General features: G+C 64.0%; 11 protein-coding genes. 5 read left to right on the top strand and 6 right to left on the bottom strand.

The genetic code is table 11. From position 1 onward, the window contains the following. The 4 genes from ACYUCQ_RS08435 to cobA are packed head-to-tail and all read right to left on the bottom strand — an operon-like array spanning nucleotide 1 to nucleotide 5,051. On the bottom strand, nucleotides 1-1,677 hold the full coding sequence (locus ACYUCQ_RS08435) for an NADPH-dependent assimilatory sulfite reductase hemoprotein subunit (RefSeq protein WP_460254075.1): 1,677 nt from the start codon (nucleotides 1,675-1,677) through the stop codon (nucleotides 1-3). After that, nucleotides 1,674-2,357, bottom strand: a complete 684-nt coding sequence (locus tag ACYUCQ_RS08430; protein WP_460254074.1) for a phosphoadenylyl-sulfate reductase — start codon at nucleotides 2,355-2,357, stop codon at nucleotides 1,674-1,676. Before ACYUCQ_RS08430 ends, ACYUCQ_RS08435 begins: the two co-directional genes overlap by 4 nt. Continuing rightward, on the bottom strand, nucleotides 2,357-4,237 hold the full coding sequence (locus ACYUCQ_RS08425) for a diflavin oxidoreductase (protein ID WP_460254073.1): 1,881 nt from the start codon (nucleotides 4,235-4,237) through the stop codon (nucleotides 2,357-2,359). Before ACYUCQ_RS08425 ends, ACYUCQ_RS08430 begins: the two co-directional genes overlap by 1 nt. A gap of 4 nt (nucleotides 4,238-4,241) precedes the next feature. Continuing rightward, complete coding sequence (cobA, locus tag ACYUCQ_RS08420) at nucleotides 4,242-5,051, bottom strand: uroporphyrinogen-III C-methyltransferase (protein WP_460254072.1); 810 nt, start codon at nucleotides 5,049-5,051, stop codon at nucleotides 4,242-4,244. A 136-nt stretch (nucleotides 5,052-5,187) separates the two neighbouring features. Between cobA and ACYUCQ_RS08415 the strand changes: the two genes are divergently transcribed. Then, the gene (locus tag ACYUCQ_RS08415; RefSeq protein ID WP_460254071.1) at nucleotides 5,188-5,649 is read left to right on the top strand and encodes an Lrp/AsnC family transcriptional regulator; all 462 of its coding nucleotides are present in this window, start codon (nucleotides 5,188-5,190) and stop codon (nucleotides 5,647-5,649) included. A 25-nt stretch (nucleotides 5,650-5,674) separates the two neighbouring features. Here the strand turns inward: ACYUCQ_RS08415 and ACYUCQ_RS08410 are convergent, their stop codons facing one another. After that, a complete protein-coding gene (locus tag ACYUCQ_RS08410) occupies nucleotides 5,675-6,550 on the bottom strand; it encodes a LysR family transcriptional regulator (RefSeq protein ID WP_460254070.1) in 876 nt (291 codons plus the stop codon). A 114-nt stretch (nucleotides 6,551-6,664) separates the two neighbouring features. Here ACYUCQ_RS08410 and ACYUCQ_RS08405 point away from each other — a divergent pair, with 114 nt between their 5' ends. From ACYUCQ_RS08405 to ACYUCQ_RS08395, 3 genes are all read left to right on the top strand, one after another. After that, nucleotides 6,665-8,215, top strand: a complete 1,551-nt coding sequence (locus tag ACYUCQ_RS08405; protein ID WP_460254069.1) for a proton-conducting transporter transmembrane domain-containing protein — start codon at nucleotides 6,665-6,667, stop codon at nucleotides 8,213-8,215. Next, nucleotides 8,212-10,665, top strand: coding sequence for a YbcC family protein (locus tag ACYUCQ_RS08400; RefSeq protein WP_460254068.1), 2,454 nt, complete (start codon nucleotides 8,212-8,214; stop codon nucleotides 10,663-10,665). Before ACYUCQ_RS08405 ends, ACYUCQ_RS08400 begins: the two co-directional genes overlap by 4 nt. A gap of 94 nt (nucleotides 10,666-10,759) precedes the next feature. Beyond that, the gene (locus ACYUCQ_RS08395; RefSeq protein ID WP_460254067.1) at nucleotides 10,760-11,296 is read left to right on the top strand and encodes a hypothetical protein; all 537 of its coding nucleotides are present in this window, start codon (nucleotides 10,760-10,762) and stop codon (nucleotides 11,294-11,296) included. A gap of 27 nt (nucleotides 11,297-11,323) precedes the next feature. Here ACYUCQ_RS08395 and ACYUCQ_RS08390 read toward each other — a convergent pair whose 3' ends face one another. Next, on the bottom strand, nucleotides 11,324-12,316 hold the full coding sequence (locus ACYUCQ_RS08390) for a glycosyltransferase (protein ID WP_460254066.1): 993 nt from the start codon (nucleotides 12,314-12,316) through the stop codon (nucleotides 11,324-11,326). On the opposite strand from ACYUCQ_RS08390, the gene ACYUCQ_RS08385 reads away from it, so the two are divergent. Next, nucleotides 12,316-13,158, top strand: coding sequence for a hypothetical protein (locus ACYUCQ_RS08385; protein ID WP_460254065.1), 843 nt, complete (start codon nucleotides 12,316-12,318; stop codon nucleotides 13,156-13,158). The two genes, ACYUCQ_RS08390 and ACYUCQ_RS08385, sit on opposite strands and share 1 nt — an antisense overlap. Nucleotides 13,159-13,183: the final 25 nt, after the last annotated feature.

Below are 13,183 nucleotides of genomic sequence, written 5' to 3'. Positions count from 1 at the left end.
TTAGGCAAGGGTGCGGTTGCAAAAATCGCCGAAGGATTCGGGGCCGATGCGTTCGGCGGCAAAGCGGGCGAAGAGGGGGCCGAGTGTTTCGAGGATTTCGGCTTCGGTTGCGTTTTCGCGATGCGGTTTATTGAGGCGTGACCCATCCGGCGCGCCGCCGAGCAGCAGATTATAGCGACCAGGATTGCGCCCGACCAGGCCGATTTCCGCGATATAGGGGCGGGCGCAGCCATTGGGGCAGCCAGTCATGCGGATCGTTATTTTTTCTGACGCGAGGCCGTGCGCGCTGAGCAGGGCTTCGAGTTTGGTGATTAAGCTTGGCAGATAGCGCTCGGACTCGGCGAGGGCGAGGCCGCAGGTGGGCAGGCCGACGCAGGCCATAGCGGTGCTGCGCACCGGCGAGACGGCCTGGGTGACGCCGTGATCGGCGAGGATGGCTTCGATCAGCTTGCGCTGGGCGGCCGTGATGCGCGCGATGATGATATTTTGGTTCGGCGTGAAAATCAGGCTGCCGTGATCGATAAAGTCCGGCAGGCGGGCGATGCTGGCAAGGGCGGATTTGAGGCGACTTGTGTCGGTGTCCTGGATGCGGCCATTTTCGATGAACAAGGTGAGGTGGTGCAGACCATCGCTATCCTGCGCCCAGCCGAGCGTATCGTGATTATTGGTGAAGGTGAAAGCACGTGCGGGTTCCAGCGGAGTTGGCAAACGCTCATTGACGATGCGGATGAATTCATCAAGGCCGATTGTGTCGATGGTGTATTTCAGGCGGGCATGTTTGCGGTTGCTGCGATCCCCGAGATCACGCTGGGCCGTGAGGATGGCTTCTGCGGCCTCGAGCAATTGCGCGGCAGGGCAATAGCCGATGATCGAGCCGACGCGCGGATAGGTTTCCGGCTCGCCATGGCTTGCCCCCATGCCGCCGCCGGCGATGATGGTGTAGCCGGTGATGCGATCCTGCTCGATGACGGCGACGAAACTGAGATCATGGGCGAAGACATCAACATCGTTTGACGGTGGCACGGCCACGGTCATTTTGAATTTGCGCGGCAAATAGGTGGGGCCGTAGATGGGCTCGGCTTCGGGTTCGGCCCCAGCATCGGGTGGGGTGATTGCTGCGCCATCGATGAAAATTTCGCGCCAGGCGCCGGTGCGCGGCAGAAAATGGGCCGAGAGTGCGCGGGCGGCTTCCGCGGCCTCGGTATGGGCGCGCGAGAGGAACGGGTTTGCTGTTGCCATCACGTTACGATTAACGTCACCGCAGGCGGCGATGCTATCGAGCAGGGCGGCATCGATGGCGCGCAGGCTCGCCCGCAGATTGGCTTTGATCACGCCGTGGAACTGGATGGTTTGGCGGGTGGTGAGGCGCAGCGTGTGGTTGGCGTAGGTATCGGCGAGTTCGTCCATCGCCAAATATTGACGCGGCGTTAGAATGCCCGCGGGAATGCGCAGGCGGGCCATGAAACTATAGGCGCGATCCAGCTTGCGCTTGGCGCGCTCGGGGCGCAGATCGCGGTCATCTTGGATATACATGCCGTGAAATTTCACCAACTGGCCTTCATCCTCAGTCAGGCCGCCGAAGGCTTGCTGGTCGAGGGCCTCGGGCAGAGTGCCGCGGAGAAAATTGCTGCCTGCTTTGAGGGTTTCGTTGCGCGAGAGGGATTTTGGCTCGGTCATGCTGGGGCCTGGATCGGTTGGGTGGGGCGGGGGAGAAAAATGCCGCATTCGGTTTTCGGCGTGCCGCTCCAGCGGCCCGCGCGGGGGCTTTCACCGGGCTTGATCCGGCGGGTGCAGGGAACGCAGCCGATTGAGGCGAAACCATCTGCTTCGAGCGGGTGGCGGGGCAGCGCGTGGGCGCGGAAATATTGTTCGATGTCCGCACGGGTCCAATCATGCAGCGGATTGAGAATGGTGCGACCATCGGGGCTGGTTTCGCTGGCGGTGATGGTGGCGCGGGTATCGGACTGGGTGCGTTTGCGCCCGGTGATCCAGGCGGCATAGGGGATCAGCGCGGCATCGAGCGGCATGGTTTTGCGAATGGCGCAGCAAAGATCAGGATCGGATGCGGCGAGGCGATGATCGGGATCGAACCGGCGCAGATGGGCGGGGTCGGGGCGGAGCGATTGGATATTGGTCAGGCGCAAACGGGTTGTTAGGGCATCGCGATAGGCGATGCTGTCGGGGAAGAGTTTGCCGGTATCGAGAAACAAGACCGGCATCGCGCGATCAATGGTGCTGATCAGATGCAGCAGCACGGCAGATTCGGTGCCGAATGAGGAGATCAGGGCGATTTGACCGGGAAAATCGCGGGTGATGGCGCGGGTGAGCAGTGCGTGCGCGGCGGCTGGTTTGGGCATTAATAGACGTCCTTTTTATAGCGGCCCGCGCGGATCAGGGCTTCGAGCGCGTCGGCGCCGAGAATCTCGGTGAGGGTCGCATCGACATCGCGGGCCATGGCTTTGGCATCACCGCAGAGATAGAGCACGGCACCGTCAGCGAGGGTGGCTTTGAGCGCATCGCGCTCGGCGGCGAGAATGTGCTGGACGTATTTTTTCTGCGGCTGATCACGGGAAAAAGCGAGATCAAGACGGGAAAGTACACCGGATTTTAACCATTCTTGGATATCAAGCTGGTAGAGAAAATCATGCAGGAAGTGGCGATGACCGAAGATGAGCCATGATTGGCCCAGGCTGCCTTTGCCGGAGAGACCCAGGGCTTCGCGGTGCTGGAGGAATGCGCGGTAGGGGGCGATGCCGGTGCCAGCCCCGATCATCACGATCGGGGTTTGCGGGTCGGCGGGCAGGCGGAAATGACGGTTGGGTTTAACCGTCAGGTTCAGGGTGTCGCCTTGGCGGACGCGCTCGGCGATCATGCCGGAGGCGACACCGAGGCGGTCACGGCCAGCCGCGTGATAGGCGAGTTTGGCGATGGCAAGATGGGCTTGCTCGCCGACCAAGGATTGAGAGGAGGCGATGGAATAGGCGCGGCGCGGCAACGGGCGGAGCAGATTGATCAGGGCATCGCCGCTCAGGGCGGCGGGGAAGGTTTCGACCAAATCGATCACTTGGCGGTCGGCGAGAAAACGCTTGGTGGCCTCGGCATCGGCGCTGAGGGCCAGGAGGTCGGGGTGGTTGGTGGCCTGCGCGTAGTCGCGCAGCAGCTTGGGCGTGAGGGTGGTGATGTCGCGCTCGGTGGTCAGGCGTTGGGCGATGGTTGCGTGGTCCGGGCTGGCCGACAGGAAGGTGGCGGCGAGGAGGGCGGTGACGGTTGCGGGATCGTTGGTCGGCAGGATCTGGAGGGAGTCGCCCGGCTCGTAGGTGAGGCCGGTGCCGGTGAGATCAAGCTCGACATGAAAGGTGGGTGAGGCGGAGCGCGAGGAGGTGAGCGGGTGGTGGGCGGTGATTTCTGCGATAATTTCGAGGGGGATTTCTGCGGTGATTGGCTTTTCAGCGTCGTCCTCGTCCGCGTCATGGGTGTGCAGGCTGGTATGCTGCGCCTCGGTGCGATGAAAATCGACATGAATGATCGAGGCGGGGTTGGCGGCTTCCGGCGCGGGGTTGGCGGGCGGCGCGAGTGTTTCAAAGAGACGCGTGATGAAATTTTGCGCGGGTTGGGCGTAATCAAGGTCGCAATCAAGGCGGGTGGCGATGCGGGTGGCGCCGAGCGCTTCGAGCGCAGCATCAAGCTGGCGGCCGGTTTCGCAGAATTGGGCGTAGGCGCTGTCACCCAGAGCGAGGACGGCGAAATTCACTCCGGTCAGGTCGATTGGCGCGACTGGGGGCGCGGCTGGGGGGGCGGCGGGGGGTGTCGCGGGACTGGTCAGCGCGCGGATGAACGGGGCGGCGCGCGCAGGCGGCTCGCCCTCACCCCAGGTGGAGGCGATGACCAGAAGATTGCCCACGTTTTTCAGGGCGGCGGGGCTGGTTTCCGCCATATCGAGCGTGCGCACGGCAAAGCCGCGCTTTTGCGCGTTGCGCTGGGCGGCGGTGGCGAGGGCTTCGGCGTTGCCGGATTCGGTGGCGTACAAAATGGTGAGTTTGGGTTTCGGCGGGGCGGCGACCTGCGGGGCGGGTGCGGCGGGGGCTGGGGCGTCGCTGTTCGCGGCGTCGATGCCGGCGAGAAAGCCCGCGAGCCAGGCGCGCTGGACCGTTGAGGCGCGGCCAATGACCTGATCGAGTGCCACGATGTCGGCCTGGGCGAAGGGGGCGGTGCGGGGCAGGCTGGCGCGTTTGGTCATGGGATCAGGCTTCCTGGGCGCGGGTCAACGGGAGGGCGTGCGGCGCGGCTGGGGTGAGCAGGGCGCTGAGGGCGACGACGGGGCCGATAATGATCAAGGTGGCCTCGGTGGTGAGATCGCGCGCGCATCGCCCGGCTTGCGCGAGGGTGGTGTGGATGATCCGCTGGCGCGGGGTGGTGGCATCGAGCAGGAACGCCACCGGATCATCGGCGTTACGCCCAGCGTCGATCAGGGTGGCGGCGATGCTGGCGATGCTGTTGCGCGCCATATAGAGCACCAGCGTGTCGGCGGCCTGAGCGAGACGCGCGAAATCGACCTGCGGGCCGGTGGGGCCGGTTTCGCCGGTGGCGAACAGCACGCTGCGGGCCAGGCCGCGATGGGTGATTGGCAGCATGGCGGCGCTGGCGGCGCCGATGCCCGCCGAAATGCCGGGGATCACCCGGTGCGGAATGCTGGCGGCGGCAAGGGCCAGGCATTCTTCGCCCCCCCGGCCGAAAATGAACGGGTCACCGCCTTTAAGCCGCAGCACGCGCAGATTTTGCTGGGCGAGGGCGATCAGGTGCGCGTTGATCGCGAGTTGCGGGGTTTGCGCGCCGCCCGCGCGCTTGCCGGTGGCGATCAGCCGGGTGGTGGCCGGGGCGAGGGCCAGAATTTCCGGGGCAACCAGCGCGTCATGCAGAATGACATCGGCGGTTTGCAGCGCATGCAGCGCCGCCAAGGTCAGCAAAGACGGGTCGCCCGGACCAGCGCCGGCGAGCCAGACGCTGCCGGGCGCGAAATCGGGATGGGTCAGGCTGGGGGCGGTGTTGGTCATGGCGTGGATATAGGCGGAATGGTCGCTTAAGAAAATATTTTTCTATGAAAATGCTTTTTACCCACATAAATAAGATTGATTTTCTCTTATTGTCGGCTATGACAGGAGAGAAATCTAAAATTGGCGGAGAAAACAGATGGCGGCGGTAGGGTTGGATGCGATCGATCGGGCGATTTTGCGGCTGTTGGCGGCGGATGCGACCACGCCGTTGGCGGCGATTGCCAAGCAGGTCGGGTTATCCGCGACCCCGTGCTGGAAGCGGATCAAGCGGATGGAGGATACCGGGGTGATTACCGGGCGGGTGGTCTCGCTCTCGCCGGAGGCGCTGGGCTATCCGGTCTCGGTGTTTGTTTCGGTGGAGACCGCCGATCATTCGGCCCCGTGGCTCGCACGGTTTGCGGCGATGTTGGCGGAAATGCCGGAGATTGTGGGGGCGTGGCGGATGAGTGGCGATGTTGATTATTTGCTGCATGTGATGGTGCCGGATATTGCCGCCTATGATGCGTTTTACCGGCGATTGATTGCGCTGGTGCCGCTGCGCAATGTGAGTTCGCGCTTTGCGATGGAGCGATTAAAGGCGAGTGCGCCACCGATTTGACGGGTTGGTTATTCGTGGCCTGTTGTCAGTGACCGGCGAGCAACGGGGCGAGTAGCGGGTTGGGGAAGCGCCGTTTTTGCACAATGGCGTAGAATCGCTCGGCGATTTCTGGAATTTGGCACTGTTCGACCAGCAGGCCCGCTTCCAGCTCGTCACGCACCACGATTGGCGGCACCAGGGTCAGCGCGTCGCGCTCGCGGGCGAGCAGGCGCAGCATCGCCATATCATCGACTTCGGCCACGATCAGCGGGAGGATATTGGCCGCTTCCATCAGCCGGTCGAACGCGATGCGAATGCCGCTATCGAGGCTGGGCAGCAAGATTGGCTCGGTGCGCAGATCATCGGGGAAGCGAAATGGTTTGGCGCGCGGGCGCGGATGGCCGATCAGGCTGACCGGCTGCTCATCGAGCAAATGGCTGCGCCAGGCGGTGCGGGCATCACGCGGCGCGGGGCTGTTGGCGAGCACCAGATCGATCGTATGGGCTTCGAGTTGGGCGAGGAGATCGCGAATATGGCCGGAGCGCAGAATCAGCTCGACATCGTCACGCCCGAATAGCGGGCGCAGAAATTCGAGCTGGAAATTGCGCGACAGGGTGGGCAGCGCGCCGACGCGCAAGGGCTGGCGGTTGGCGCGGGGCTGGCCGCGCAGCGTGCCGATCAGCTCGTCACCGGCCTGGAACACGCCATCGGCATATTCGAGCGCGATCCGCCCGGCTTCGGTGAGCAGGAGGCGCTTGCCGGTGCGCTCGAACAGCGGATGGCCAAGCTGGTGCTCGAGTTTTTGGATCTGCACCGAGAGCGCCGAGGGCGACAGATTGATCCGCTCGGCGGCCTTGGTGAGGCTGCCCTCATGCGCGACGACCCAGAAATAGCGCAAATGGTTGTAATTCAGATTTCGCATATCGTTCTATTAAACAGAACGATTTGAAACAAACAATGAAATTTATTCGATGCTTCAGCCCAGCTATGCAGGTGCTCACGCTGTTGGGTTCATCAAGCAAGGAGCATTGCGCCGATGTTGATCCGTTTGTTGCCCTGGCTCGCGATCATCCCGCTGCTGCTGGCGGCGCTGGCCGGGTTTCTGCGCCCTGGCTGCCGACCCAAGACGGTGCCTCGGCTCGCGGAGCTGGCGGCGCTGATCGCGTTTGGGCTGGCCATGCTCGCGGTGGTGGCCACGGCGCAAGCGGGGCGGCTGGTGGCGCCGCTGGGTCTGGATCGGCTCGATCCGGTGAGTGTCGCGATGATGGGGCTGGTGACGTTCATTGGCTGGGTGGTGCTGCGCTATGCCGCGACCTATCTCGATGGCGAGGCGCGGCAGGGCTGGTTCACCTTCTGGCTGTGTTTGACGCTGGTGGCGGTTTTGTTGCTGGTGACCGCCGATACGCTGGTGCAATTGCTGGCGGCGTGGATGGCCTCAAGCTGGTTTTTGCAGCGTTTGCTGTTGTTTTACCCTGAGCGTGCGGGGGCGCGGCGGGCGGCGCGCAAAAAATTCATCATGGCGCGGGGTAGTGATCTGGCGCTGTTGGGCGCGTGCCTGTTGCTGCTCGGCGCGTTCCACACCGATGATCTCGGCGCGATTTTAGCGGCGGCGCGCGCAGGCGCAGGCGGGCGTTGGGTGGCCGGCGCGGCATGGCTGCTCGGGCTCGCGGCCTGCCTGAAATCGGCGCAAATGCCCACCCAGGGTTGGCTCACCGAGGTGATGGAAACGCCGACGCCGGTTTCGGCGTTGCTGCATGCCGGGGTGATTAATGGCGGCGGGTTTTTGTTGATCCGGTTCGCGACCGTGATGATCCATGCCAAGCTGGCGCTGGGGGCGCTGGTGTTGATTGGCGGGTTTACCGCGTTGAACGCGAGCCTGGTGATGTTGACGCAGCCGATGGTCAAGACCTCGCTGGCATGGTCCACCGTGGCGCAGATGGGATTCATGATTTTCGAGTGTGGCCTTGGGTTATTTGCGCTCGCGCTGCTGCATATTCTGGCCCATTCGCTCTATAAGGCGCACTCGTTTTTGGCTTCGGGCGGTGCGGTCGAGCGGGTGGCGGCGATCCAACGGCCCGGTCCGGTCGCAACGCCGAATGCCGGGGCGGTGGGGCGGGCGTTTTTGGTCGCGCTGATTTTATACGGGCTGGTGGGGTTTGCGTTCGGCTTTGCCGATAAATCGCCGCAGGCGGTGGCGCTGGGGGCGATTCTGATTTTCGGCGTGGCCTATATGCTGGCGCAAGGCTTTGCCGACGCCGCGCCGAGGGCGCTGACCCGGCGCACGGCTTTATATGCGCTTGCGGTTTCGATCAGTTATTTCGCGCTGCAAGCGGCGGTAACCCAGATGACGGCGAGCGTTTTGCCGCCGCCGCCGACACCGGGCGCGCTGCAATGGATGTTGATCGGGCTGGCGGTGATCAGCTTCGGGCTCGTTGCGATCGTGCAGGCGATGTTTCCGCTCTGGGCCTATCATCCTGCCGCTGCCGGGTTGCGGGTGCATCTCTCGAACGGCTGGTATGCCAACGCGGTGATCGACCGGCTGGTGGGCACTTGGTCGAGCCGGGGATCGGTGCGGGGTGTGCGATGATCGACAGCACACACACACCCCCGATTACTGACACGCTGATTCCTGACACGCTGATTGCCGAGCGGGCGGCGCAGGCCGGGCAGGCGATACCCCCACTTTGGCCCCTGGCCGCAAGCGTTGCGGTTAATCCGTTTCTCGGCCAGGCGGGCGAAGATTTGGCGATGGCTGGGGCGCGGCTCGCCCGGGTTGCCGGGGTGAAGGTGATGATGAACCGGGCTTGGTATCGCGCGCAGATCGATGCCGGGCAGATCACCGCCGGGGATTTGCGGGCAGCGTGGGAGGCTGCGCCCGCGCATCAGCGCCCGGTGGATGAGGCGGCATTGCACGCGGCGATCCGCCGCGATGCGCCCGCGCCCCTGGCGCTGCCGAGCATTGCCGATTTGGCGGCGTCGGTTTCGGGGATTGATTGGCCTTGCGTGATCGCTGAGCGGTTTGGCGCCTGGGCGGGCGGTTATTTCGATGCGGGTCAGGCGCTGTGGGCGGCACCTCGCGGGCCGAGCGCCTATGGGGCGTGGCGGGCGGTGGCGACCCATGATTTGACGCCGGAAATTCTGGGCCTCGCCGGGTTTGCTCGCCATGTGGCGGACACGCCGGAACATCCCTTGGCGGCGATGACGCGCGCGATCCATCGGCTGGGGTTAGCGGCGGATGCGCTGGAGACCTATTTGCATCAAATGCTGATGACGCTGGGCGGCTGGGCGCAATATGCCCGCTATTTGCTGTGGCAGGCGGATCAGCGCGGTGCGGCGGACGCGACGCTGACCGATTTATTGGCGATCCGGCTGATCTGGGAAGAGGCGCTGTTGATCCGCTATGAGCCCGCGATTGGGGATGATTGGGCGGCGGTGCGCGCACGCCACGCGCAGGCGCTTGAGCCGAGTGATGATTTGCGGCTCGATCAGATTTTGCAGGCGGCGGCCGAGCGCGCAGCGCAACGGCGGCTCGCGGCGATGTTGGCCGCGCCTGTTGCGCCGGACGACATGCGCGCGGGTCAGCGTGCGGATCAGCGCCCGGCTTTGCAGGCGGCGTTTTGCATCGATGTGCGCTCCGAACGGTTCCGGCGGGCGTTGGAACAGGTGAGCCCGGCAATCCAGACCCTGGGGTTTGCCGGGTTTTTCGGTCTCGCCACCGCACATCGGCGCTTTGGCTCGGATGTGGAGGAATTGCGAGGCCCGGCTCTCTTTAAGCCTGCTTTGCGCTCATGCTCGGGTGCCGGGCCGATGCTGGCCGCGGATCAGGCCACGCGGATCAATGCCCGCGCGCGGCGGGCCTGGGGCCGGTTCAAGCTCGCGGCGATTTCCTCCTTCGCGTTCGTGGAAGCGACCGGGCCGCTTTATGCGTTCAAGCTGATCGCGGATGCGCTGGGTTTGGCGGGTGCGTCCCCCGCTGCCGATCCGGCGCCGTGCCTCGTGGCCGAGGGTGAGCCTGACGGCGCGCCAACGGGCCGGATCGAGATGGCGGCGACGATTTTGCGGGCGATGTCGCTCACCGGCGATTTTGCGCCGCTGGTGCTGCTGGTGGGCCATGGGGCGAGCGTGGTGAATAATCCGCAGGCGAGCGGGCTGCATTGTGGCGCGTGCGGGGGCTATCCGGGGGATGTGAATGCGCGGCTGATCGCGCGCCTGCTCAATGATCCGGCGGTGCGCGCCGGTTTGGGTGCGACGGGTATCGAAATTCCGCCTGACACGCTGTTTGTGGCGGCGCTGCATGACACCACCACCGATCAGGTGACGCTGTATGACGAGGGTGATGTGCCGCCTGCGCTGCTTGCCGCGCATCGGGCGGCGCTGGCGCAAGCGCAGCAATGGCTTGCCGTCGCCGGGTGGATGGCGCGGGCGGAGCGGGCGGCAGGCTTGCCGCGGGCGGTGGATGGTGAGGCTTTGTTGCGGCGGGCGCGTGATTGGGCCGAGACCCGCCCGGAATGGGCGCTGGCGGGTTGCCGCAGTTTCATCGCCGCACCGCGTTCGCGCACGGCGGGCAAGACGCTCGATGGGCAGGCATTTTTGCATGAATATGATTGGCGGCGTGATCCGGGGTTCGGGGTTCTGGAGCTGATTTTGACCGCGCCGGTTATCGTCGCGAGTTGGATCAGTTTGTCTTATTATGGCGCGGTGGTGGCCCCTGCGGTGTTTGGTGCCGGCAACAAGCTGCTGCATAATGTGACCGGCGGGATTGGCGTGGTGGAAGGCAATGGCGGGGTGCTGCGGGCCGGGCATCCGTGGCAATCGGTGCATGATGGCGAGCGGTTGATCCATGAGCCGCTGCGCTTGAGCGTGTGCATCGAGGCACCGCGAGAGGCGATCATCGGGGTTTTGCAAAATCATCCGGCGGTGCGCCGCCTGTTCGATCATGGCTGGCTGCATTTATTCGCGCTTGATGATGCGGGCCGGATGGCATGGCAGTATGCTGGCGCGCTGGAATGGCAGCGCTTTGAGCCGATGATGGGTTGATGGATTTGGCCGGGAGAGATGGCCCGCGCAGTCATTGACCTTGCCCTGGGGGAAGCGATTAGGCGTAGGAGCGAAAATATTGAGGAGTGCGGTCATGCAGCGGCGATCGATCATGGCGATGGTGAGTGCCGTGCTGGCCGGGTTGAGTTGGCGGCGTGCGGCGGCGCAGATGGGGCCGGGAATGGGTGGCGGCTCGGAAATGATGGGCGGCGGCTCGATGATGGCGCATGGTAACATGATGGGGCCGATGATGACCGGGATGCAGCTTTTCGAGCGGCATGCGGAAATTACCCGGGCCACGGATTATTTGCCGAACGGGATTATCGACACCACCGTATCGGATAATCCGCGCGTGGCGAAGCTGATCCAGGCGCATGTGGTGGAGATGTATCGGCGGCTCGATGAGAACCGGCCTTTTGCCTATCCGGCCAGCCCGAGTGTGGGCGTGATGTTTGCGCACCCGACCGCGTATCGCCGCTCGTATAAGCTATTGCCGACGGGGATTGAGGTGACCGAGACCTCGGATGATCCGGCGATGGTCAAGGTGATTGTCGCGCATGCCCGCGAGCTGGACGGGTTTGCCAAAAACGGGATGCCGGCGATGATGCAGGGGATGATGCGGCCTGGTTGATTGGGCTTGAGCTATGAAGATGCGTTGTTAGTCTGGAAACATCCGAAATTCGGTGAAGCGCAAATCATGCGGGCGTGGTGGGGTGTTGCGGGCATAGTGGGCGATGGCGCTGGCGGTGGCGTGGAGCGATAAGGCGGCGGTGAAATCGGTCGATTGCAGCTGGTCGCCCAGATAGGACAGCCAGGTTTGGTAGGCGGCGCGGTGCGCATCGAACAAGGCGCCGATGCTGGCGGCGACAGGATCGTTCCAATTCCATTGCTGGGCGCAAATCGCGTCGATCACGCCGCGTTTCGCGCCGTGGAAATGCAGGATGGCGGCGTCTGGCGCGAAGCCCCAATAGGGTTTCCAATTATAGAGCGGATTGAGCCGGTCCCAATGGCCGCGATAGGCGTGGTTGAGCAGAATTTGGTCATCGAGCTGGGCGGCGGCGGCGGGATCGGCGAGGCGGTTGCGGAGAAAACTCTCCAGCGCGGGGGCGCTGGCGCGCATGGCCGGGAGGTTGAGCAGCATGACGCCGGAATTGAAATAATTCCAACGATCGGGCGCGAATTCCGGGGCGGCGGCGAAGAAAATGGGGGTAAGCTCGCCCAAGCGCGGGCGGCGGAGAAACACCACGTCGCAATCGGTGTAGAGGGCGAGGGTGGCATCATGATCGATATGCGGAATAGCGAGGCGCAGCCAATGACCGATGGAATGGGCGGTGAAATGGCCTTGGGTGCGCGCTGCCCTCATCGCATCGAGTGCTGGGGGTTCGGCGTGGATGATGGTGACGCCCTGCGCGCGCATCCAGGCGCAAAACTCTCCCTCCGCGCCGTGATAAAGCATGAACGGGTCAAGCCCGCCGACCATGCGCGCCGAGAGCACGGCGAGGCGCGCATGATCGCCCACCGGGCCGGTGCTGCCGGGTGCATCGATCGCGAAATACCAGCGGAGCAGGGTCATCGGCGGGACAATCCGGTTGACGCGGGCGGAGCAGTAGGGGAGAGTTTCAACATGACGCCATTGCAATCGTTTTTGCATTGAAGCCGCCGGTTCACAAGAGCGGGCGGGCGGGACCGCGCGCGCTGGATCAGTTTTACACCCGCCCGGCGGTGGCGCGTGACTGCGTGGCCCGGGTTTTGGCGGTGATTGGTGACCAGGAGGGCACCGTGTTCATCGAACCGGCGGCGGGTGCTGGATCGTTTTTGGACGCGCTGCCCGCGCCACGGATTGGGCTTGATATTGCGCCGGCGCGCGCGGACATTGAGCGGGCGGATTTCCTGCGCTGGTGGCCGAGCCTGCCGGCCACGCGCTATGTGGTGGTGAGTAATTTTCCGTTTGGCAAAAATGCGTCACTCGCGGTGAAGTTCGTTAATCATGCCGCACAGTTTGCCGAGGTGGTGGCGAGTATTTTGCCGCGCAGTTTTGAGAAAGCGACGATCCAGCGGCGGGTGGATGCTGGGTTTTCGTTAGTGAGCGAAACGGCGTTATCCGCGAACTCGTTCACCCATCGTGGTGAGCCTTATGCTGTGCCGGTTGTTTTTCAGATTTGGCGGCGGAGTGCGGTGCCGCGGGTGCGTGTGGCGGGGCCGCTGGTGCATCCGGATTTCGCGTTTTTGCGCACGCCTGAACAGGCGGATTTTGCGTTTCAGCGGGTTGGGGTGCGGGCGGGTTTGGTCTCGGTTGAGGGGTTAGCGCGGGCGGCGCAATCGCATTATTTCATTGCGGTGCGAAACCGGGCGCGCGATGTGGCGGGGATTTTGGCCTCGATTGATTGGAGCGGCGTGAAGAGCCGGACGGCAGGCAATCCGAGTATTGGCAAGGCGGAGCTGGTGGCCGCGTATCAGGCGCGGATTGCGCAAAGCGGGTTGGCGCAAGGCTGAGGCCGGAGGGAAGAAACAAAAACGC

The organism is Acidiphilium sp. MT5, assembly GCF_054767495.1.
Note: the sequence above shows the minus strand (reverse complement) of the source record. Positions and strands in the feature narration are given on the sequence as shown.

Excerpts from the sequence above, each read along its gene's own strand:
- ACYUCQ_RS08430 (WP_460254074.1), bottom strand. The coding sequence starts at position 2,357 with ATGCCCAAACCAGCCGCCGCGCACGCACTGCTCACCCGCGCCATCACC.
- ACYUCQ_RS08400 (WP_460254068.1), top strand. The coding sequence starts at position 8,212 with ATGATCGACAGCACACACACACCCCCGATTACTGACACGCTGATTCCT.
- ACYUCQ_RS08405 (WP_460254069.1), top strand. The coding sequence starts at position 6,665 with ATGTTGATCCGTTTGTTGCCCTGGCTCGCGATCATCCCGCTGCTGCTG.
- ACYUCQ_RS08435 (WP_460254075.1), bottom strand. The coding sequence starts at position 1,677 with ATGACCGAGCCAAAATCCCTCTCGCGCAACGAAACCCTCAAAGCAGGC.
- ACYUCQ_RS08390 (WP_460254066.1), bottom strand. The coding sequence starts at position 12,316 with ATGCAAAAACGATTGCAATGGCGTCATGTTGAAACTCTCCCCTACTGC.
- cobA (WP_460254072.1), bottom strand. The coding sequence starts at position 5,051 with ATGACCAACACCGCCCCCAGCCTGACCCATCCCGATTTCGCGCCCGGC.
- ACYUCQ_RS08395 (WP_460254067.1), top strand. The coding sequence starts at position 10,760 with ATGCAGCGGCGATCGATCATGGCGATGGTGAGTGCCGTGCTGGCCGGG.
- ACYUCQ_RS08410 (WP_460254070.1), bottom strand. The coding sequence starts at position 6,550 with ATGCGAAATCTGAATTACAACCATTTGCGCTATTTCTGGGTCGTCGCG.
- ACYUCQ_RS08415 (WP_460254071.1), top strand. The coding sequence starts at position 5,188 with ATGGCGGCGGTAGGGTTGGATGCGATCGATCGGGCGATTTTGCGGCTG.
- ACYUCQ_RS08425 (WP_460254073.1), bottom strand. The coding sequence starts at position 4,237 with ATGACCAAACGCGCCAGCCTGCCCCGCACCGCCCCCTTCGCCCAGGCC.